Genomic DNA, 18,481 nt, shown 5'->3' with positions numbered 1-18,481 from the left:
GCGCCCGCGCCGACCCGGCAGGTCCACAGTGGACCCGCCGGGGGCTAGCTCCAGGGCTGGGTGTCCCAGGTGAAGGGGATGCCGTGCCCCGCGCCCCAGCCCAGCCGCAGCGACACGCCCGCCGGCCACAGCTTGAGCAGGAGCTGGAACCGGTACGGGTCCGGCCCGTGGGTGCGCCGGGGCTCGTAGACCAGCAGCGCGAGCGGCGCCATCGGCGTGGCCCGCGCCGCCGCGTCGGCCAGCACCGCCCGGCCCATCGCGCGGTCGGCCGGCGAGGTGTACTGCCACACCACCGAGTGCCACACGACGGTCAGCACGTCCCGCTCCGGGCGGACGAGCTGCTCGGCCAGCCACTCCGGCCCGTTGGCGCGCCGCACCGGCACCGGGTCGAGCTGGGCCAGGTCCAGCGCGGCCCGCAGCCGCTCGAAGCGCGCCACCTGGTCCGCCCACACGAACGACTGGAGGTGCAGCCGGCCGTCCTCCGTGGTCACGTCCACCGGGTCGGGGTCGCAGCCCGCCCGGCGCACCAGGCGCAGGGTGTGCGCCACGTCCGCGGGCGGCCTGCCGGTCCACCGCGGGTCGAGCGTGAACGGGCTGCCCGGGTCGCCCAGCTTCACCCCGTCGACCCGGTAGGCGATGCGGTGCGGCCGCAGGTTCAGCCCGCCGGACGCGCCGACCTCCAGCAGCCGCACCGGGAAGCAGGCGCGGCGGCCCGCGGCGTCGGCGGCCAGGCGGGTCGCGGTCTGCAGGCCGCCGAACAGGGGCGCGCTGCGGCCCGGCTCGTTGGTCTGCACGGCCGTCGAGGACACCAGGAGGCGCAGCTCGTCGGCGTGCTCGTGCAGCACGGGCAGCGCGTCGTCCCACAGCGAGCCCAGGTCCGGCTCGCCGCCCGCGGTCGGGTAGTGCGCGGCCAGCGCCGGCGCGCGGCCCTCCAGCACCAGCCGGTGCACCGCGCCCGCGAACCGCAGGCCCGGCACGGTGCCCTGGCGGTCGCACTCGGCGCCCGCCATCACGCGCGCGACCACGCCCCCGCGAGCCAGGTCCTCGGCGGCCGCGGTCAGCAGGGCCTGGGTCAGGGGGCTGCGGCCGGCGCAGCCGCGGGCGGCGTCGAGGAACAGCTCGGCGAGCACCCCTGTGACGGTAGCTCGCTTTCCCTTGTGCGGCAGGGGGAGCGCGCCGCTTTTCACCCTTTTACCGACGAGGTGTCACCCGACGCCGTTGCGCATAGGCTCGACGTGTGCCGAAGGTGCTCGCGGTGGCGGACGAGGTGGTCGAGCGGCTGTGGACCGACCGGGTGCGGGAGCTGCGCGTCGACCTGGTCGTCGCGGCCGGCGACCTGCCGTTCGACTACCTGGAGCACCTGTCGAACGCCCTCGACCTGCCGTGCGTGTTCGTGCCGGGCAACCACGACGTGGACCTCGGCGGCTACGCGAACGTGCGCGGCCTGTGGACCAAGGCGGGCATCCCCACGCGGTGGCCGGGGCCGGCGGGCGGGGTGAACGCGGACGGGCGGGTGGTGGACGTGGCGGGGTTGCGGATCGCCGGGCTCGGCGGGTCCATCCGGTACCGGGACGGGCCGAACCAGTGGACCGAGCGGCAGCAGGCGCGGCGGCTGCGGCGGGTCGTGCGGCTGGCCCGGTGGCGGCGGCTGCGCGACGGGCGCGGCGTGGACGTGCTGCTGACCCACTCCCCTCCCCTGGGCTGCGGTGACGAGGACGACCCGCCGCACCGCGGGTTCGCCTGCCTGCACGACGGGGTGCGGGCGCTGCGCCCGCGCCTGCTGCTGCACGGGCACATCCACCCGCACGGCACGCCCCGGCCGGACCGCGAGCTGGGCGGGACGCGGGTGGTGAACGTGGTGGGTCACCAGGTGCTGGACGTGGGAGGGGAGGCCGATCGTGCCCCGTGACACGGGGTTCCCCCGGGCCGACGCGGAGAACGACTTCCTGCGCGCGCGCCGCGGGCAGGTGCTGTCGCGGCTGGCCGCGTGGCTGCGGCGGGAACCGGACGACGTGAACATCATGCTGCCGTTCCACGAGGTGGTGGCGGCGCTGGGGCAGGTGGGAGAGAAGCGGCTCGGGCTGCGGACCGTCCGCCTGGACTCGATCGTGGGCAGCGTCGACCGGACCCGCGACTTCGACCGCCGGTTCCGGCCCACCTCGGCGCGGGTGCGGGAGCGGTGGCAGCGGCTGGCGCTGGCCCAGCGGCGCGGCGAACCGGTTCCCCCGATCGAGGTGTACCGGGTGGGTGACCTGCACTTCGTCCAAGACGGCCACCACCGGGTGTCGGTGGCCCACGCGCTGGGGCTGGAGGTGATCGACGCCTACGTGACCGAGGTGGTGACGCGCGTCGCCGCGCACGGCATCCGGCACCGGGGCGACCTGATCGTCAAGGACTACCGGCGGCTGTTCCTGGAGCGGGTGCCGCTGAGCGGCCGGGCGCGGGCGGCCGTGGTGCTGTCGGACCCGTGGGACTACGCGAAGCTGGGCGAGCACGTGGAGGCGTGGGGGTTCCGGCTGATGCAGGACGAGGGGGCGTTCCTGGACCGGGCCGCCGTCGCCGACCGCTGGTACGAGGAGGAGTACGTGCCGGTGGTGGAGCTGCTGCGGCAGGCGGACCTGGTGGGCGGGCGCACCGAGACCGAGGCGTACCTGTGGGTGGCGGCCGAGCGGTACCGGCTGATCCGCACGCACCGGTGGGGACCGGAGGTGATCTCGGCGCTCCGGTCGAAGCTCTGACGCGGGGGGCCGGGGCCGCTAGCGCTGGCTCTCCAGCCGGGGCAGCGGGCGGGCCTGGTCCATCACCCGGTCGGTGTAGCTGTCCAGCAGGCGCGTGGCGATCTGCTGCCCGTAGCCGAGGACGACCGCCCACACCAGCAGCGCCGCCTGGGACGCCACGCCGATCAGGCCGGTGGTCACGCCCGCGCCGAGCGCCAGGATGCCGACCACGGCCAGCGCGGCGCCCAGCAGCACCTTGATCAGGGCCTGGTAGCCGACCATCACGTAGGGCGAGAGGCTGGGCCGCCGGCGCAGCAGCAGCACCACCGCGGACAGCACCGCCCCGAACGCGCCCAGCACCTGGATCAGCCACACGTCCGCGGCGCCCGCGCCCCGGCCCGACGGGCACACCGTGGGCAGCTTCTCCGAGCTGACGCACATTGGGATCATGCGCGGGTCGACGAAGCCCAGGACGCCGAGCAGCGTGTTGACCGCGAACAGCACCACGGACGTGGCGATCAGCTTGTTCCGCAGCGCCCGCGAACCGGCGTGGGCGAAGTCGGAGGCGTCGAACGCGGCCCGCAGCGCGTCGACCACGATCTCCCGCTCCACGGACAGGGGGAACTCGCCGGGCCGCAGCTCCTCCAGGGCCCGGCGGCGGGGGTCGTCCTCGGGCAGGTTCTCCGCGACCCGGGCCTTGAGGCCGGGCAGGCGGCCCAGGAACCCGTTGCCCGCGGCCACGGCCGCGATCTCGGCCTCGTGCAGGGAGCGCCAGGCGCGCTCGATGTGCCAGCCGGACCACCACGAGGCCACCGACCGCCAGCGCGACTCCTCGCGGTTGATCATGTCCTCGACGACGGCGGCCTCCCGCTCGGCCACCTCGCGCCACCCCTGGCCCTCCTGGTCGAGCGGGTCGGGCGGGCCGAGGGCGACGAGGTCGGCGCGGACGCGGTCCAGCCGCGACCCGACCACCAGCCGCCAGTCCGTGACCCGGGGTTTCCGCGTGCCCACGACCTCCATGGGACAGCGGAACGCCTCGGTTCCGCGATCAGCCATCGGGGTGATCACGGAACCGAGACCTCGCCGTTCCGGGCGGCCCGGCGGGCTTGACCGGGCCCGACCGGGCGACCTCGTGACCCGCACCGGCCGGGCGACCTCGTGACCCGCACCGGCCGGGCGACCTCGTGACCCGCACCGGCCGGGCGACCTCGTGACCCGCACCGGCCGGGCGGGCGGCGACCGACCCGACCGGTGGCCGGGTCAGGCGGTGCGGCTGGGCTCCACCAGCTCGCGCAGGCGCGGCGGCATCCGCTTCTCCAGCCCGAACGGCTCCAGGTGCGCCTGGAGCACGTCGTCGAACGCGCGCTTCACCGAGGTCGTGTCCCAGGTGTCGCTCTCGAAGATCGGCTGCTTGAAGTACGGCTGGCCGACCAGGTGGAGCTGGCGGCCGTTGCAGCGGACGACCTGCCCGGTGATGCCGTCCGCCGCGTCGCTGAGCAGGAACAGCACGAGCGGGGCGACCTTGCCGGGCGTGCGGTCGGCCGGGATGGCGCGCAGGGACCTCTCCGACTTCCACACCATCCGGGTGTGGGCGACCGGGCACACCGCGTTGACCCGGATGCCCTCCCCCTCCAGGTCCAGCGCCCAGGACAGGCTCAGCGAGGCGACCGCGCCCTTCGACGCGGAGTAGGCGCCCAGTTTCCGCTGCCCGAAGAACGCGCCGGAGGAAATGTTGACGATCGAGCCGCCGCCCTGTTCGCGCATGGCCCGCATCGCGGCCATACCCGTGAATATGACTCCGAGGATATTCACCTCGACGAGCCGGCGGATCGAAGCCGGGTCGTCTTCCCACGGCAGGGTCTCGTAGTTCAGCCCCGCGTTGTTCACCAGGCCGTCCACGCGCCCGAACTCGGCCTGGCACAGGCCCACGATCTTCTCGGCCGCGTCCGGGTCCGCCACGTCGTGGCCGCTCGCCACGGCCCGCGCGCCGTGCTGCCTGATCCGCGCCGCCACCTCACCCGCCAGGTCGGCGTCCACGTCGTTGACCACGACCGACGCGCCTGCCTGCGCCGCGTGCATCGCGTACGCCTCGCCGAGGCCCCGTCCCGCTCCGGTGATCACCACTGCTTTGCCGTCAAGAATCCCCATCTCGCGCTCTTCTCCCTGCTCGGCGGACTCCCCTGCCCCGACACCATTCGGCCGAGGTCGTCCCCGCCTTCGACCAGGGTTGGGGAGCGGCCGGAGGGGCAGCCCCCCTGAAGCGGCGAGATGCGCGTTTGATGCGCTGAATGGCCTATGGAGTTCGTCCCGGCCGATGGTCCCGACTAATCAGTAACTGCGCGTGATGCCCACGGAAAAGGGCCGCCCCGATCGGGGCGGCCCTTGCCGGAAAAGCGCGTTCAGCCCTCGTAGGTGAGGTTCTTGCCGTTGCCCGGGTCGAAGAGCTGCACCTTGTCGGCGTCGAACCAGATCTCGGCCTGCTCACCCTCCGTGACCGCCGAGGAGGCGGACAACCGGGTCACCAGCGACACGCCGTCGCCGGGCACGTCGGCCGTGCCCGCGTCGGCGGCCAGCTCCGCCAGCTCGTCCGACGTCGCCTGGTCACCCGTGAGGCTGAAGTAGGCGTACTTGTCCGAGCCCATCGACTCCAGCACGTCGACGTGGCTGGTGAACACGGCACCGGACGAGCGAACGTGGTCTTCCACCAACCGGGCGTCCTCGAAGTGCTCGGGCCGCAGGCCCATGATCACCTCGCGGGGCGCGTCCCGGCCCTCCAACAGCCTGCGCACCCGGTCGGTGAGCGGCACGTCGCCCAGCGGCGACCGAAGCACGCCCCCCTCCAGGGACGCCGGCACGAAGTTCATCGCGGGCGAGCCGATGAACCCGGCCACGAACAGGTTGGCCGGCTGCTCGTAGAGGAACTGCGGGGCGCCGACCTGCTGCACCAGGCCGCCGCGCATGACCACGACCCGGTCGCCGAGGGTCATCGCCTCGGTCTGGTCGTGGGTGACGTAGACGGTGGTGGTGCCCAGCTGCCGCTGGAGCCGCGACACCGAGGTGCGCATCTGCACGCGCAGCTTGGCGTCCAGGTTGGACAGCGGCTCGTCCATCAGGAACGCCTTGGGGCTGCGCACGATCGCCCGCCCCATGGCCACGCGCTGCCGCTGGCCGCCGGACAGGTTCGACGGCTTGCGGTCCAGGTGGGCGGTCAGGTCCAGGACCTCAGCGGCCTCCTTGACCTTCTTCTCCACGGTGGCGTCGTCGACCTTCGCCAGCCGCAGCGGGAAGGCCATGTTCTCCTTCACCGTCATGTGCGGGTACAGCGCGTAGGACTGGAACACCATCGCGATGTCGCGGTCCTTGGGCGCCCGCTCGTTGACCCGCTCGCCGCCGATGCGCAGCTCGCCGGAGGTGATGTCCTCCAAGCCCGCGATCATGTTGAGGGTCGTGGACTTCCCGCAGCCGGACGGGCCCACCAGGATGAGGAACTCGCCGTCGGCGATCTCCAGGTCCACGTCCCGCACGGCCACGGCGCCGTCGGGGTACTGCTTGGTCACCTTGTCCAGGACGATCTCGGCCATTGGTTCACCCCTTGACGGCGCCGGAGGTCAAACCGGCGACGATCCGACGCTGGAAGAACAACACGAACAGGATGATCGGGATGGTGATCACCACCGCCGCGGCGGCGATCGACCCGGTCGGGTCCTCGAACTGCGAGCTGCCGGTGAAGAACGACAGCGCCACCGGCACCGTCCGCGACGCCTCGGTGGAGGTCAACGAGATCGCGAACAGGAAGTCGTTCCAGCAGAAGATGAACACCAGGATGGCCGTGGTGAACACGCCCGGCGCGGCCAGCGGCGCGATGACCCGCCGGAACGCCTGGCCCGGCGTCGCGCCGTCCATCTTCGCCGCCTTCTCCAGCTCCCACGGGATCTCGCGGAAGAACGCCGACAGCGTGTAGATCGCCAGCGGCAGCGCGAAGGTGATGTAGGGCAGGATCAGGCCGGGCCAGGTGTCGAACAGGCCCAGCGACCGCTCGATCTCGAACAGCGGCGACACCAGCGAGATCTGCGGGAACATCGCCACCAGCAGCGACACGCCCACCAGCGCCCGCTTGCCCGGGAAGTCCAGGCGCGCGATCGCGTACGCGGCCATCGTGCCGAACACCACCGCGATGGCCGTGGCGATGAGCGCGATGCCGATGGAGTTCACCAGCGCCCGCACGAACTCCGTGGTGGAGAAGATCGAGGTGTAGTTCTCCAGCGTCCACTGGCGCGGGATGAAGTGGCCGTCGGTCAAGGTCTCCTTGGTCTTGAACGACAGCGACACGATCCACAGCACCGGGATCAGCGCGTACGCCACCACCAGCACGTTGAGGACGGTCCAGCGCGCCTTGCGCGCCGTCGTCTCGGCCCCGCCGATGCCCGCCATCAGCGCCTCCCCCCGCTGTCGCTGCCCGGGGCAGCGGTGCCGAACAGCTTCACGAAGACGAACGCGATGATCGCCACCGCGATGAAGATGAGCACCGACATGGTGGAGCCGATGCCCAGGTTCAAGCCCTTGATCAGGTTGTTGTAGGTCAGCATCGAGACCGACGACGTGCCCTGGGAGCCCGCGGTGAGCACGAACAGGTTGTCGAAGATGCGGAACGCGTCGAGCGTGCGGAACAGCAGCGCCACCAGGATCGCGGGCTTCATCACCGGCACGATCACCTTGGTGAACCGCTGCCACGCGGACGCGCCGTCCATCGCGGCGGCCTTGAGCAGGTCGTCGGGCACCAGCGCCAGGCCCGCCATGAGCAGCAGCGCCATGAACGGCGTGGTCTTCCAGATCTCGGCGAGGGTCACGACCATGAGCGCCGGGACCTTCTCGGTCAGCACGGGGTCGCCGCCCGCCAGCTCGGCCAGGTAGCCGGTCTCCGGCGTCCAGGCGTAGCGCCAGGAGAACGCGGCGACCACCGTGACGATGCCGTACGGGATGAGCGAGGCGGTGCGGACGATGCCGCGGCCGACGAGCGTGCGGTGCATGATCAGCGCCAGCGCCATGCCCAGCACCAGCTCGATCGCGACGGACACCACGGTGATCACGACCGTGATCCACATGGCGTCCCACCAGTAGGAGTTGGTCAGCACCGTGACGTAGTTGTCCAGGCCGACGAACTCGGTGCGGTCCGGGAACTTCAGGTCGTAGCGCTGCAGCGACAGCCAGACCGAGTAGATGATCGGCCAGCCCGCGACCGCGGCCATGACCAGGATGGCGGGCGCGCACAGCAGCAGGCCCAGCCGCCGCTCGGCCTTCTTGCCCTCGCTCAGCGCGGCCTTCGCCTTCGGCGACAGCGCGGCCTTCCCGTCGTCGCGCGCGGGTTCGGCCTGGACGGCGTGGCTCACGGCAGCACCCCCTTGGAGTCGAGCGCGTCCTGCAGCTCGGCCCGCATGCGGTCGGCCGTGGCCTGCGGGTCGATGCTCGCGGGCGGCGAGAGGATCGTCGAGAGGATGGTGGAGACGTTCTGGTACGCGGGCGTCGTCGGCCGCGCGCCCGCGGACTTCAGCGTCTCCAGGATGGCTTCCTTCATCGGGTACGGCTCGGCCATCTCCGGGTCCTCGTAGACGGACTCGATGGTCGGCGGCACGCCGTCGTTGATGGCCGCGAACTTCTGGTTCTCGGCGTTGCGCAGGCACAGCACCGCGTCGAACGACTCCTCCGGGTGCTCGGAGAACGCGCTGACCGCGTAGTTGAGCCCGCCGACGGTCACCCGGGACTCCCCGCCCTCGACCGCCGGGAACGGCGCCCACTTGAGGTTCTTGGTGAACGGCGAGTCCGGGTTGGCCTGTGCCGCGGCGTAGACGTAAGGCCAGTTCAGCATGAACGCGGCGTTGCCCGACTCCATCGCCAGGCGCGCCTGGTCCTCGGCGGCGTTGGAGAACGACGGGTCGACCACCGGCGAGGTGGCGAAGGTCTTGAGCACCTCCAGCGCCTTGACCGCGCCCTCGTCCACGACGGCCTTGGTGCCGGTCTCGTCCACGATGCGCCCGCCGGCGGAGTTGACGAGCGTGTTGTAGAGCACGACCAGGCCCTCGTACTGCTTGCCGGTCGCCTCGACCAGGCCGGGCTTGTCCTGCTCGATGAGCTTCGTGCCCTGGTCGATCATCTCGGCCCAGGTCTTCGGCGGCGTCTGCACCAGGTCGCCCCGGTACCAGAGGAGCTGGACGTTGGTGTTGTCCGGCGCGCCGTACAGCTTGCCCTCGTACCGCGCCGTCTCCAGCGGGGTCTCCAGCGTGCCGTCCTCGACCTCGGCCTTCGGCTGCCCGGTGAACTCCCGGATCCAGCCCGCCTCGGCCAGCTCGGCGGTCCAGGTGACGTCCAGGCTCAGGACGTCCATGCCGGTGTCCCCGGCGGCCAGCCGGCGGACGAGCTGCTCGCGCTGGCCGTCGGCCTCGCGCGGCAGCTTGTGGTAGACGATCTCGTAGCCGTCGGCCTCCGCGTTGCAGTTGTCGACGATCTTCTGGAAGTTCTCCTGCGGGTACTTGTAGACGTTGATGGTGATCCCGCCGTCACCCGAACCGCACCCCGCCAGCACGGACGTCGCGACCAGCGCGGCGGATCCGGCGGCGGCCAACCGATGACTCTTCCGCGTGCCCCTCATCGGTCCTGCCTCCTTCCCGACAACGGAGGAGCCAGACCGCAGCGCCCGGCACCTCGTCGTGCCCCCGACCGGCCGGCCGGGGGGCCTGACCGGTGGGACGAACCTAGGCCCGGTGATCAGGTGCCGCAACCACCGGAGCCCGAACGGCCTCTACCCGGCGCCCGCCGGCGGCAAACCATGATCCTTCCGGATCAGTCCTTGCCCGCGTCGGACGGGCGCATGGCGAGGCGGGCGAGCAGGTCGCGCCCGCGCTCGGCGGAACGGGGCTGGCAGAGCACGTCGTAGCGGCCCGCGACCAGCTGGCTCGCGCTCTGGAAGTCGCGCTTGCCGCGGGTCGAGCCGTAGCCGACGGCGGCGAAGATCAGGCCGAAGCCGACGCCCACGACCAGGCCCGCGACGATCGGGCCGAGGCTCGCGCCGGGCGTGGTGTTGAACAGGCTCAGCAGGACGCCGACGAACAGGCCGAACCAGGCGCCGGAGGCCGCGCCGGTGCCCAGGACGCGCCCCCACGTGAGGCGGCCGGTCACCCGTTCGACGAGCATCAGGTCGACGCCCACGATGGTGACCTCCTGGACGGGGAAGTCGTCGTCGGCGAGGAAGTCGACCGCGCGCTGCGCCTCCTCGTAGGTGCTGTACGACCCGATGGGCCAGCCCGTGGGGGGCGTCGGCAGGCGCGGCGGCACGCCGGGCCGGTTCTGGCCGGAGAAGGAACTCGTCACGGGGACCACCTCTTCGCGGTGCTGATCACCCCATCCTGCCAACACCAGGTGAAAGGCGCGAAACGGGTGAGCCGGAAACTGACGCGAACGTGACCCGGGTACCCGCTCGGGCGCGTCCCCCGCACCCCCTCGACTGGTCCGTCCGGCCGAACCCAAGATCACTTCGGCACGTCGAAGCCCGCGAGTCATGCCTCCAGCCCCCGCGTGTCATGCGTTCACGCCCGGCGAGTCATGCCTCCAGCCCCGGCGAGTCATGCGTTCGGGCCCCGCGTGTCACGCGCTCGGGTGACCCGAGTGGTGAACTCGGGGGTCCTGAGCGCATGACACGCGAGGGCTGAGCGCATGACACGCGAGGGTGGAAGGCATGACTCGCGGGGTCAGGAGCGGGATTGGTAGTCGCGGAGGAGGCCGCGGCTGATGATGGTCTTCTGGATCTCGCTGGTGCCCTCGCCGATCAGCAGGAACGGCGCCTCGCGCATCAGGCGCTCGATCTCGTACTCCTTGGAGTAGCCGTAGCCGCCGTGGATGCGGAACGCCTCCTGCGTCACCTCGGCGCAGTACTCCGAGGCGATGAGCTTGGCCATGCCCGCCTCGACGTCGTTGCGCGCGCCCGAGTCCTTCAGGCGCGCCGCGTTGACCATCATCAGGTGGGCGGCCTCGACCTTGGTCGCCATCTCGGCCAGCTTGAACGCGATGGCCTGGTGCTCGGCGATGGGCTTGCCGAAGGTCCTGCGCTGCTGCGCGTACTCGATGGCCAGCTCGAACGACCGCAGCGCGATGCCGCACGCCCGCGCCGCCACGTTGACCCGGCCCACCTCGACGCCGTCCATCATGTGCCGGAACCCGTGGCCGGTCTCGCCGCCCAGCACCCGGCCGGCGGGGACGCGGAAGCCGTCGAAGACCATCTCGGTGGTGTCGACGCCCTTGTAGCCCATCTTGTCGATCTTGCCGGGGATGGTGAGGCCCGGCGCGACCTCGCCGTAGCCCTCGGGCTTGTCCACCAGGATCGCGGTGAGGTTGCGGTGCGGCTTGTCCGAGCCCTCGTCGGTGCGCACCAGCACGGCGGTCAGGTTGGACGTGCCGCCGTTGGTCAGCCACATCTTCTGGCCGCTGATCACGAAGTCGTCGCCGTCGCGGACGGCCTTGGTGCGGATGGCGGCCACGTCGGAGCCCAGCTCCGGCTCGGACATGGAGAACGACCCGCGCACCTCGCCGGTCGCCATCCGGGGCAGGTAGTGGGCCCGCTGCTCGGGCGTGCCGTGCTGCTTGAGCATGTGCGCGACGATGAAGTGCGTGTTGATCACGCCGGAGACGGACATCCAGCCGCGCGCGATCTGCTCGACCACCAGGGCGTAGGTGAGCAGGGACTCGCCGAGCCCGCCGAACTCCTCGGGGATGGTGAGCCCGAACAGGCCCATCTCCTTCATGCCCTCGACGATGTCGGCGGGGTAGGTGTCGCCGTGCTCCAGCGCCTGGGCGTGCGGGATGATCTCCTTGTCCACGAAGGTGCGGACCGTCGACAGGATCTCCTCCTGGACGTCGGTGAGTCCTGCGGTCCGGGCCAGGCGCGCCATCGCGGTTCCCTTCGTCGCTCCCGTGGGTTACCGGCGAGTATGGACCGGTTAACGGGCGTTCGCGCCTCAAGAGTGCTCATCGCCACCCGCTGAACCGAAACAGCGGCTAACCTGGGGCTCGCCGTCTTCCCAGGGGGTCCCCGATGTCCCAGCCGCCGCCCTACCAGCACCCCGGCCAGCCGTACCAGGATCAGCCGTACCAGGGCCAGCAGTACCAGGGTCAGCAGTACCAGGGCGGGCCGTACCCCGGCCAGTACCCGGGCTACCCCCCGCCGCAGCCGCGCGGCACCAACGGGATGGCGATCGCCGCGCTGGTCTGCCTGTTCCTGTTCGCCCCGGCGTCGATCCTGCTCGGGTCCATGGCCCGCAAGCAGATCCGCCAGACCGGCGAGGAGGGGTGGGGCATGGCCACGGTGAGCATGATCATCGGCATCGTGCTGACCGTCATCGGCGTGCTGGCGGTCATCCTGCTGGTCGTGATGTCGGTCATGCTGGTCAACCAGCTGCCGCCCCCGCGCTAGGCGCCGACCTCCAGCACCCCGCCGCAGTGGCGGCACTCGTCGAAGAACACGTGGACGTCCCGGGAGCACCTCGGGCAGGTCCGGAAGCTGCGCTCCAGGAGGTCGTCGGCCGGCCGCCGCCGGAACAACCGCCTCCGCTCGGCTCGATGTCGTGACACGCCCCCCACCATGCGCACGTCCCCGGGCATGATCGCCAATCGGGGGCGCGTTCTGTGGGGATGCTCACCGGTGGGGTCACCCGCGCGTGACCCCACCGGCACGCGCCGTCAGCCCTCGGGCGGCGTCCACACGTCCGTGCGCGCCATGCCCGCCGCGCGGCCCTTGGACGAGATCACCAGCGCCATCTTCCGCGACGCCTCGTCGATCATCTCGTCGCCGAGCATCACGGCGCCGCGCTTCCCGCCCGCCTCCGACGTGTAGTACTCGTACGCGTCGAGGATGTTCTCGGCGTGGTCGTAGTCCTCCTGCTTGGGGCTGAACACCTCGTTGGCCGCGTCGATCTGGCCCGGGTGCAGCACCCACTTGCCGTCGAAGCCGAGGGCGGCCGAGCGGCCCGCCACGCGCTTGAACCCGTCCACGTCGCGGATCTGCAGGTACGGCCCGTCGATGGCCTGCTTGTCGTGGGCCCGCGCGGCCATCAGGATCGACATCAGGATGTGGTGGTAGGCGTCGCCCACGTCGTAGCCGGGCGGCTGCTCGCCGACGACCAGGGACTTCATGTTGATCGACGCCATGAAGTCGGCCGGGCCGAAGATGATCGTCTCGACCCGGGGCGACGCGGTGGCGATCGCGTTGACGTTGACCAGGCCCAGCGCGTTCTCGATCTGCGCCTCGATGCCGATGCGGCCGACCTCGTAGCCCATGGTCTTCTCGATCTGGGTCAGCAGCAGGTCCAGGGCGTGCACCTGCTCGGGCGTCTGCACCTTCGGCAGCATGACGCAGTCCAGGTTCGCGCCCGCGCCCTCGACGACCTCGGTGACGTCGCGGTAGGTCCACTCGGTGGTCCAGTCGTTGACCCGCACGACCCGCGCGCGGGACCCCCAGCCGCCCTCGTTGAGCGACGCGACGATGGTCTTGCGCGCGTCCGGCTTGGCCAGCGGCGCGCACGCGTCCTCCAGGTCGAGGAACACCTGGTCCGCGGGCAGCGTGCGGGCCTTGTCGATCATCTTCTGGCTCGACCCGGGCACGGCCAGGCACGAACGACGGGGACGCTGCTGGTCGACCACTGTGGGGTACCTCCTCGTACCGGCCGGTAACTCCTGTTGTGCGAAGGGTGGCACGCACGCGGTGCGCCCGCTATTTCGTGAGTCCCGGCTCACAGGTCCGTGGCAGGCTGAACCGGTGGAGATCTCGCAGGTGCTGGACAACGCGCTGCGCAAGGCGGCCGCGGTGTGGATCCGACCCGACGGCCACGCGCCGCGGCTGGTGTGGGCGCTGTGGCGCGACGGCGCGGTGCTGGTGGCCGTCGGCGGCGCCGAGCAGACCGTGCCGGGCCTGGCCGACGGCGTCGGCTGCACGGTCACCGTCCGCTCCCCCACCACCCACTCGCACCTGGTCGACGTGGCCGCGACGGCCCGCCTGGTCGTCCCGGACGACGACACCGCCGCCGCCCTGCGCGCCGCCCGCCTCAACACCAGGCCCGACTGGGCCGACGTCTACCGCTTGGAGCTCACGTGATCACGGTCCCGGACGACTTCGCCACCACGCTCGGCGAGGAGGCCCTGGCGTGGCGGGAGACCCTGCCCGGCCTGGCCGAGGAGTTCTGCGCCCGCTGGCGGCTGACCCCGGACGGGCCCCTGCTCAACGGCTTCGTCGGGGTCGTGCTGCCGGTCCGCCGCGCCGACGGCGAACCCGCCGCGCTCAAGCTCACCTGGGTGGAGGAGGAGAACCGGCAGGAGGCGCTGGCGCTGCGGGTGTGGGACGGCGACGGCGTGGTGCGGCTGCTCGACCACGACGACGAGCGCGGCGCGCTGCTGCTGGAGCGCCTGGACCACACCCGCGACCTGGAGCGGGAGCCGCTGGCGGAGGCGCTGGCGGTCACCGGCGGCCTGCTGCGGCGGCTGCGCGTCCCGGCCGGCCCGGAGTTCCGCCGGCACGAGCCGAACGACCTGGTCGAGGAGAACGCGGGGCTGGGCGGGCCGGTGCCCGCGGCGTTCGTCGAGCGGGCCCTGGAGCTGGGCCGCGAGCTGGCCGCCACGGCCGGCGACACGCTGGTCAACGAGGACCTGCACTTCCAGAACGTGCTGCGCGGCGAGCGCGAGCCGTGGCTGATGATCGACCCCAAGCCGCTGGCCGGCGACCGCGAGTTCGGCGTGATCCCGGTGCTGTGGAACAGGTTCGGCGAGGACGACGTGCGCGAGCGGATGGCCGCGCTGTGCGACCTCGGCGAGCTGGACGCCGAGCGGGCCCGCGCGTGGACGTTCTACCGGGCCGTGGACAACTGGCTGTGGAGCGCCGAGTTCCACCGGGACGACCCGGCCGCGTGCTCCGAGCACATCGCCCGCGCCCTCTGGTAGTCCACAGTGGAACGCAGCGCCGCGCCGCCGCGCGCACTAGCCTGATCGCCGTGGTCCCCGTGAACCGCGTCTTCGCCGCCCAGCTCGCCGGCCTGCCCGTGTTCGGCCCCGACGGCGAGTCGATCGGCAAGGTCCGCGACCTGGTCATCGGCCTGCGCGTGGACCGCCAGCCGCCGCGCGTGCTGGGCCTGGTGCTGGAGCTGGCGACCCGGCGGCGGATCTTCGTGCCGATGCTGCGGGTGACGTCGATCGAGCCGAACGCGGTGACGCTCGCCACGGGCACGGTCAACCTGCGCCAGTTCCACCAGCGCGCCAACGAGGTGCTGGTGGTCGGCGAGCTGCTGGACGCCCGGGTGGCGCTCGGCTCGGGCGCGCCCGCGGTGCTGGTCGACGCGGCCATGGAGCCGAGCAGGACCCGCGACTGGCGGATGACGCGGGTCGCGGTGCGCGAGCGGACCGGCCGGCTGGCCCGGCGCGGCCCGGTGCAGGTGCTGCGCTGGGAGGAGCTGACCGGGCTGTCGGTGACCGAGCTGGCGGGCCAGCCGCAGGGCGCCCAGCACCTGGTGGCGGTGTTCGAGGCGATGCGCGCGGCCGACGTGGCGCTGGCCCTGCACACGCTGCCGGCGAAGCGCCGCTACGAGGTGGCCGAGGCGCTGGACGACGAGCGGCTGGCCGACGTGATCGAGGAGATGGCCGAGGAGGACCAGAAGGACCTGCTCGCGCACCTGGACGACGAGCGCGCCGCGGACATCCTGGAGGCGATGAACCCGGACGACGCGGCGGACCTGCTGGCCGAGCTGCCCGAGCGGGAGAAGGACCGGCTGCTGGAGCTGATGGAGCCCGCCGAGTCGGCCCCGGTGCGGCGGCTGCTGGAGTACAGCTACGACACGGCGGGCGGCCTGATGACGCCGGAGCCGGTGGTGCTCGCGCCGGACGCGACGGTGGCCGAGGCGCTGGCGCACGTGCGCAACCCGGACCTGACGCCCGCGCTGGCCAGCATGGTGTTCGTGTGCCGGCCGCCGACCGCCACGCCGACCGGCCGCTACCTGGGCTGCGTGCACATCCAGCGGCTGCTGCGGGAACCGCCGTCGGACCTGGTGGCCGGCGTGCTGGACACCGACCTGGCGACGCTGTCGCCCACCGCGTCGCTGGGCGACGTGACCAGGTACTTCGCCGCCTACAACCTGGTGTGCGGCCCGGTGGTGGACGAGACCGACCACCTGCTGGGCGCGGTGACCGTGGACGACGTGCTGGACCACCTGCTGCCGGACAACTGGCGGGAAACGGGGCTGTCCCATGCCTGAGCCGCAGTCGCGCAGGCGGCTCGACCAGCCGCGCACGCCGGGCCGCATCCGGCTCTCGCTCGACCGGGAGGCGTTCGGCCGCCTGGCCGAGCGGCTGGCCCGGTTCCTGGGCACCGGGACGTTCCTGTTCTGGCAGACCCTGATCGTGATCGCGTGGATCACGCTGAACCTGGCGGCGGTGTCGCTGCGCTGGGACCCGTACCCGTTCATCCTTCTCAACCTGGCCTTCTCGACCCAGGCCGCCTACGCCGCGCCGCTGATCCTGCTGGCCCAGAACCGGCAGGACGACCGGGACCGGGTGGCGATGGAGGAGGACCGGGCGCGGGCGGCGCAGACCAAGGCCGACACCGAGTACCTGGCGCGGGAGCTGGCCGCGCTGCGGCTGGCCGTGGGCGAGGTGGTGACCCGCGACTACCTGCGCGGCGAGCTGGAGCGCGTGTTCCGGGAGCGCCGCAAGCCGGCCAAGGAAGACAAGCAGACCAGGGAGGCCAAGCCCGCCAAGGGCGACAAGCAGGTCAGGGACGACGTACAGGTCAGGGACGACGTGCCGTCCTGACCGGTCAGGGTTCGCCGGTGGCGAGCCGGTCGCACGTGCGGCCGAACGCCTCCAGCTCGGCGGGGCCGAACTCGTCGGCGAAGTGGCGCACCACGCCCGTGAGGTGGGTGCCCGAGGCGACCCGCAGCCGCTCCAGGCCCTGCGGGGTGAGCACGGCGACCACGCCGCGGCCGTCGCCGTCCGCGCGTTCGCGCAGCACCAGGTTCGCGCGTTCCAGGCGGTCGACCAGCCTGGTCACGCCGGAGCGGGACAGCAGCACGGCCTCGGCCAGCTCGGTCATCCTCAGGCGGTGCTGCGGCGCCTCGGCCAACTGGACGAGGACGTCGTAGGCCGCGAGCGACAGGCGTTGCTCGGCGATCAGTTCGGCTTCCAGGACCCGAGTGAGCCGAGCATGCGCCCGGAGGAACGATCGCCACACCCCCAGCTCGGTTCGGGTGGGCAACCGGGCACTTCCGGTTTCCGGCACGAACACCAATGTTACGGAAAGCACGCAACCGGCTTCGCGCTGCCCCCGGGGCGGCGGTGACCAACCGGTAGCTTTGGTGGTGCACGGACCGCCGTAGCATGGCGGTTCCCACCACTTTTCGGCAAAGGCGCGCGCAGTGACTCTTCCTACCGTTGACGACGTGCACAAGGCCCTGGCCGGTGTCCAGGACCCGGAGATCCGGCGTCCGATCACCGAGCTGGGCATGGTGAAGGACGTCGTGGTCGGCGCCGACGGGGTCGTGGACGTGGCGGTGTACCTGACCGTGTCCGGCTGCCCGTTGCGCGACAAGATCACCGCCGACGTGACGGCGGCCGTGTCCGCGCTGACCGGGGTGACCGGGGTGCGGGTGGAGCTGGACGTGATGAGCGACGCGCAGCGGACCGAGCTGCGCAAGGCGCTGCGCGGCGGCGTGGAGGAGCCGGTGATCCCGTTCGCGCAGCCCGGGTCGCTGACCCGCGTGTACTGCGTGGCGTCGGGCAAGGGCGGCGTCGGCAAGTCGTCGGTGACGGTGAACCTGGCCGTGGCGATGGCCGCGCGCGGCCTGTCGGTGGGCGTCGTGGACGCCGACATCTACGGCCACTCGATCCCCCGGATGCTCGGCACCGCCGACCGGCCGACCCAGGTCGAGAAGATGATCATGCCGCCGCAGGCGCACGGCGTGAAGCTGATCTCGATCGGCATGTTCACCCCCGGCAACACCCCGGTGGTGTGGCGGGGCCCGATGCTGCACCGGGCGTTGCAGCAGTTCCTGGCGGACGTGTTCTGGGGCGACCTGGACGTGCTGCTGATGGACCTGCCGCCGGGCACCGGCGACGTGGCGATCTCGGTGGCGCAGCTCGTGCCCAACGCGGAGATCCTGGTCGTGACGACGCCGCAGCAGGCGGCGGCGGAGGTGGCCGAGCGGGCCGGGTCGATCGCGCTGCAGACGCGGCAGCGGGTGGCGGGCGTGATCGAGAACATGTCGTGGCTGGAGCTGCCGGACGGCACCCGCATGGACGTCTTCGGCTCGGGCGGCGGGCAGGCGGTGGCCGACTCGCTGACGCAGGCGGTCGGGGCCGAGGTGCCGCTGCTGGGCCAGGTGCCGCTGGACCCGAGGCTGCGGGAGCAGGGCGACGCGGGCACGCCGATCGTGCTGGCGCACCCGGACTCGGCGGCGGGGCAGGTGCTGTCGTCGGTGGCGGGCAAGCTGTCGACGCGGTCGCGCGGGCTGGCGGGGCGGCTGCTGAACGTGTCGCCCGCCGGGCGGTGACCGCACCCGGCTCACGAAAGAGGCCCCCGGGACGCGTCCCGGGGGCCTCTTTAGACGCTGACGCGGAGTGGCGCTGGCCGGCGTGACCATCATGACCTCGGCAACCTTGGACGTGACGGTGGGACGGGGCCGCAGTTCACGATCACCCAGGTAGCGGCGGCCCGCCGGAGGTTCGTCGCGGGGTGATCCGGTGAC

The 18,481-nt window shown here is 72.1% G+C and carries 20 protein-coding genes; 8 read left to right on the top strand and 12 right to left on the bottom strand.

Translation table 11 applies throughout. The features are described 5' to 3' along the window. Positions 1-44: 44 nt before the first annotated feature. Complete coding sequence (locus ACFV4N_RS01145) at positions 45-1,130, bottom strand: DUF2332 domain-containing protein (RefSeq protein WP_499670458.1); 1,086 nt, start codon at positions 1,128-1,130, stop codon at positions 45-47. 107 nt (positions 1,131-1,237) lie between these two features. Between ACFV4N_RS01145 and ACFV4N_RS01140 the strand changes: the two genes are divergently transcribed. Beyond that, positions 1,238-1,909, top strand: coding sequence for a metallophosphoesterase family protein (locus ACFV4N_RS01140; protein WP_499670457.1), 672 nt, complete (start codon positions 1,238-1,240; stop codon positions 1,907-1,909). Beyond that, the gene (locus ACFV4N_RS01135; RefSeq protein WP_499670456.1) at positions 1,899-2,738 is read left to right on the top strand and encodes a chromosome partitioning protein ParB; all 840 of its coding nucleotides are present in this window, start codon (positions 1,899-1,901) and stop codon (positions 2,736-2,738) included. Before ACFV4N_RS01140 ends, ACFV4N_RS01135 begins: the two co-directional genes overlap by 11 nt. An 18-nt stretch (positions 2,739-2,756) precedes the next feature. Here ACFV4N_RS01135 and ACFV4N_RS01130 read toward each other — a convergent pair whose 3' ends face one another. The 8 genes from ACFV4N_RS01130 to ACFV4N_RS01095 form a co-directional block, all read right to left on the bottom strand. After that, the gene (locus ACFV4N_RS01130; protein WP_499670455.1) at positions 2,757-3,773 is read right to left on the bottom strand and encodes a hypothetical protein; all 1,017 of its coding nucleotides are present in this window, start codon (positions 3,771-3,773) and stop codon (positions 2,757-2,759) included. Between the two features lie 204 nt (positions 3,774-3,977). Next, complete coding sequence (locus tag ACFV4N_RS01125; protein WP_499670454.1) at positions 3,978-4,865, bottom strand: SDR family NAD(P)-dependent oxidoreductase; 888 nt, start codon at positions 4,863-4,865, stop codon at positions 3,978-3,980. Positions 4,866-5,116: 251 nt separating this feature from the next. Continuing rightward, positions 5,117-6,298 carry an ABC transporter ATP-binding protein gene (locus tag ACFV4N_RS01120; protein ID WP_499670453.1) on the bottom strand — a complete coding sequence of 394 codons (1,182 nt, stop codon included), beginning with the start codon at positions 6,296-6,298 and terminating at the stop codon, positions 5,117-5,119. A 4-nt stretch (positions 6,299-6,302) separates the two neighbouring features. Further along, the gene (locus ACFV4N_RS01115; RefSeq protein WP_499670452.1) at positions 6,303-7,148 is read right to left on the bottom strand and encodes a carbohydrate ABC transporter permease; all 846 of its coding nucleotides are present in this window, start codon (positions 7,146-7,148) and stop codon (positions 6,303-6,305) included. Beyond that, a complete protein-coding gene (locus tag ACFV4N_RS01110; RefSeq protein WP_499670548.1) occupies positions 7,148-8,053 on the bottom strand; it encodes a carbohydrate ABC transporter permease in 906 nt (301 codons plus the stop codon). The genes ACFV4N_RS01115 and ACFV4N_RS01110 overlap by 1 nt, the downstream gene beginning before the upstream one ends. A gap of 47 nt (positions 8,054-8,100) precedes the next feature. Next, positions 8,101-9,360, bottom strand: a complete 1,260-nt coding sequence (locus ACFV4N_RS01105) for an ABC transporter substrate-binding protein (RefSeq protein ID WP_499670451.1) — start codon at positions 9,358-9,360, stop codon at positions 8,101-8,103. A gap of 191 nt (positions 9,361-9,551) precedes the next feature. Next, positions 9,552-10,088 (bottom strand): YflT domain-containing protein, encoded by a 537-nt coding sequence (locus tag ACFV4N_RS01100; RefSeq protein ID WP_499670450.1) that lies wholly within the window; start codon positions 10,086-10,088, stop codon positions 9,552-9,554. 368 nt (positions 10,089-10,456) lie between these two features. Next, entirely contained in the window at positions 10,457-11,653 is a 1,197-nt protein-coding gene (locus ACFV4N_RS01095; protein WP_499670449.1) for an acyl-CoA dehydrogenase family protein, read from the bottom strand. 143 nt (positions 11,654-11,796) lie between these two features. Between ACFV4N_RS01095 and ACFV4N_RS01090 the strand changes: the two genes are divergently transcribed. After that, on the top strand, positions 11,797-12,174 hold the full coding sequence (locus tag ACFV4N_RS01090) for a DUF4190 domain-containing protein (protein WP_499670448.1): 378 nt from the start codon (positions 11,797-11,799) through the stop codon (positions 12,172-12,174). On the opposite strand, the gene ACFV4N_RS01085 is transcribed toward ACFV4N_RS01090, so the two are convergent. Both ACFV4N_RS01085 and ACFV4N_RS01080 read right to left on the bottom strand, forming a co-directional pair. Next, on the bottom strand, positions 12,171-12,332 hold the full coding sequence (locus ACFV4N_RS01085) for a hypothetical protein (protein ID WP_499670447.1): 162 nt from the start codon (positions 12,330-12,332) through the stop codon (positions 12,171-12,173). The two genes, ACFV4N_RS01090 and ACFV4N_RS01085, sit on opposite strands and share 4 nt — an antisense overlap. Before the next feature lie 108 nt (positions 12,333-12,440). Then, positions 12,441-13,400 carry an HpcH/HpaI aldolase/citrate lyase family protein gene (locus tag ACFV4N_RS01080; protein ID WP_499670446.1) on the bottom strand — a complete coding sequence of 320 codons (960 nt, stop codon included), beginning with the start codon at positions 13,398-13,400 and terminating at the stop codon, positions 12,441-12,443. 115 nt (positions 13,401-13,515) lie between these two features. On the opposite strand from ACFV4N_RS01080, the gene ACFV4N_RS01075 reads away from it, so the two are divergent. From ACFV4N_RS01075 to ACFV4N_RS01060, 4 genes are read left to right on the top strand one after another with little or no spacing between them, the layout of a single operon-like run. Then, complete coding sequence (locus tag ACFV4N_RS01075; protein WP_499670445.1) at positions 13,516-13,851, top strand: hypothetical protein; 336 nt, start codon at positions 13,516-13,518, stop codon at positions 13,849-13,851. Further along, positions 13,848-14,690, top strand: coding sequence for an aminoglycoside phosphotransferase family protein (locus tag ACFV4N_RS01070; protein ID WP_499670444.1), 843 nt, complete (start codon positions 13,848-13,850; stop codon positions 14,688-14,690). Before ACFV4N_RS01075 ends, ACFV4N_RS01070 begins: the two co-directional genes overlap by 4 nt. Positions 14,691-14,740: 50 nt before the next feature. Beyond that, complete coding sequence (locus tag ACFV4N_RS01065; protein WP_499670443.1) at positions 14,741-15,994, top strand: magnesium transporter MgtE N-terminal domain-containing protein; 1,254 nt, start codon at positions 14,741-14,743, stop codon at positions 15,992-15,994. Further along, positions 15,987-16,550, top strand: coding sequence for a DUF1003 domain-containing protein (locus ACFV4N_RS01060; protein WP_499670442.1), 564 nt, complete (start codon positions 15,987-15,989; stop codon positions 16,548-16,550). The genes ACFV4N_RS01065 and ACFV4N_RS01060 overlap by 8 nt, the downstream gene beginning before the upstream one ends. A gap of 4 nt (positions 16,551-16,554) precedes the next feature. Here the strand turns inward: ACFV4N_RS01060 and ACFV4N_RS01055 are convergent, their stop codons facing one another. Next, entirely contained in the window at positions 16,555-16,992 is a 438-nt protein-coding gene (locus ACFV4N_RS01055; RefSeq protein WP_499670441.1) for a MarR family winged helix-turn-helix transcriptional regulator, read from the bottom strand. Positions 16,993-17,152: 160 nt separating this feature from the next. Between ACFV4N_RS01055 and ACFV4N_RS01050 the strand changes: the two genes are divergently transcribed. After that, a complete protein-coding gene (locus ACFV4N_RS01050) occupies positions 17,153-18,286 on the top strand; it encodes an Mrp/NBP35 family ATP-binding protein (RefSeq protein WP_499670440.1) in 1,134 nt (377 codons plus the stop codon). Positions 18,287-18,481: the final 195 nt, after the last annotated feature.

This window comes from Actinosynnema sp. NPDC059797, assembly GCF_042732085.1.
Taxonomy (GTDB): domain Bacteria; phylum Actinomycetota; class Actinomycetes; order Mycobacteriales; family Pseudonocardiaceae; genus Actinosynnema.
The sequence above is the reverse complement of the archived record's forward strand: the minus strand, read 5'-3'. Positions and strand labels throughout refer to the sequence as shown.

Bases quoted from the DNA above. Each gene is read 5' to 3' on its own strand.
- ACFV4N_RS01130 (WP_499670455.1), bottom strand. From the start codon at position 3,773: ATGGCTGATCGCGGAACCGAGGCGTTCCGCTGTCCCATGGAGGTCGTG.
- ACFV4N_RS01125 (WP_499670454.1), bottom strand. From the start codon at position 4,865: ATGGGGATTCTTGACGGCAAAGCAGTGGTGATCACCGGAGCGGGACGG.
- ACFV4N_RS01120 (WP_499670453.1), bottom strand. From the start codon at position 6,298: ATGGCCGAGATCGTCCTGGACAAGGTGACCAAGCAGTACCCCGACGGC.
- ACFV4N_RS01115 (WP_499670452.1), bottom strand. From the start codon at position 7,148: ATGGCGGGCATCGGCGGGGCCGAGACGACGGCGCGCAAGGCGCGCTGG.
- ACFV4N_RS01105 (WP_499670451.1), bottom strand. From the start codon at position 9,360: ATGAGGGGCACGCGGAAGAGTCATCGGTTGGCCGCCGCCGGATCCGCC.
- ACFV4N_RS01095 (WP_499670449.1), bottom strand. From the start codon at position 11,653: ATGGCGCGCCTGGCCCGGACCGCAGGACTCACCGACGTCCAGGAGGAG.
- ACFV4N_RS01090 (WP_499670448.1), top strand. From the start codon at position 11,797: ATGTCCCAGCCGCCGCCCTACCAGCACCCCGGCCAGCCGTACCAGGAT.
- ACFV4N_RS01060 (WP_499670442.1), top strand. From the start codon at position 15,987: ATGCCTGAGCCGCAGTCGCGCAGGCGGCTCGACCAGCCGCGCACGCCG.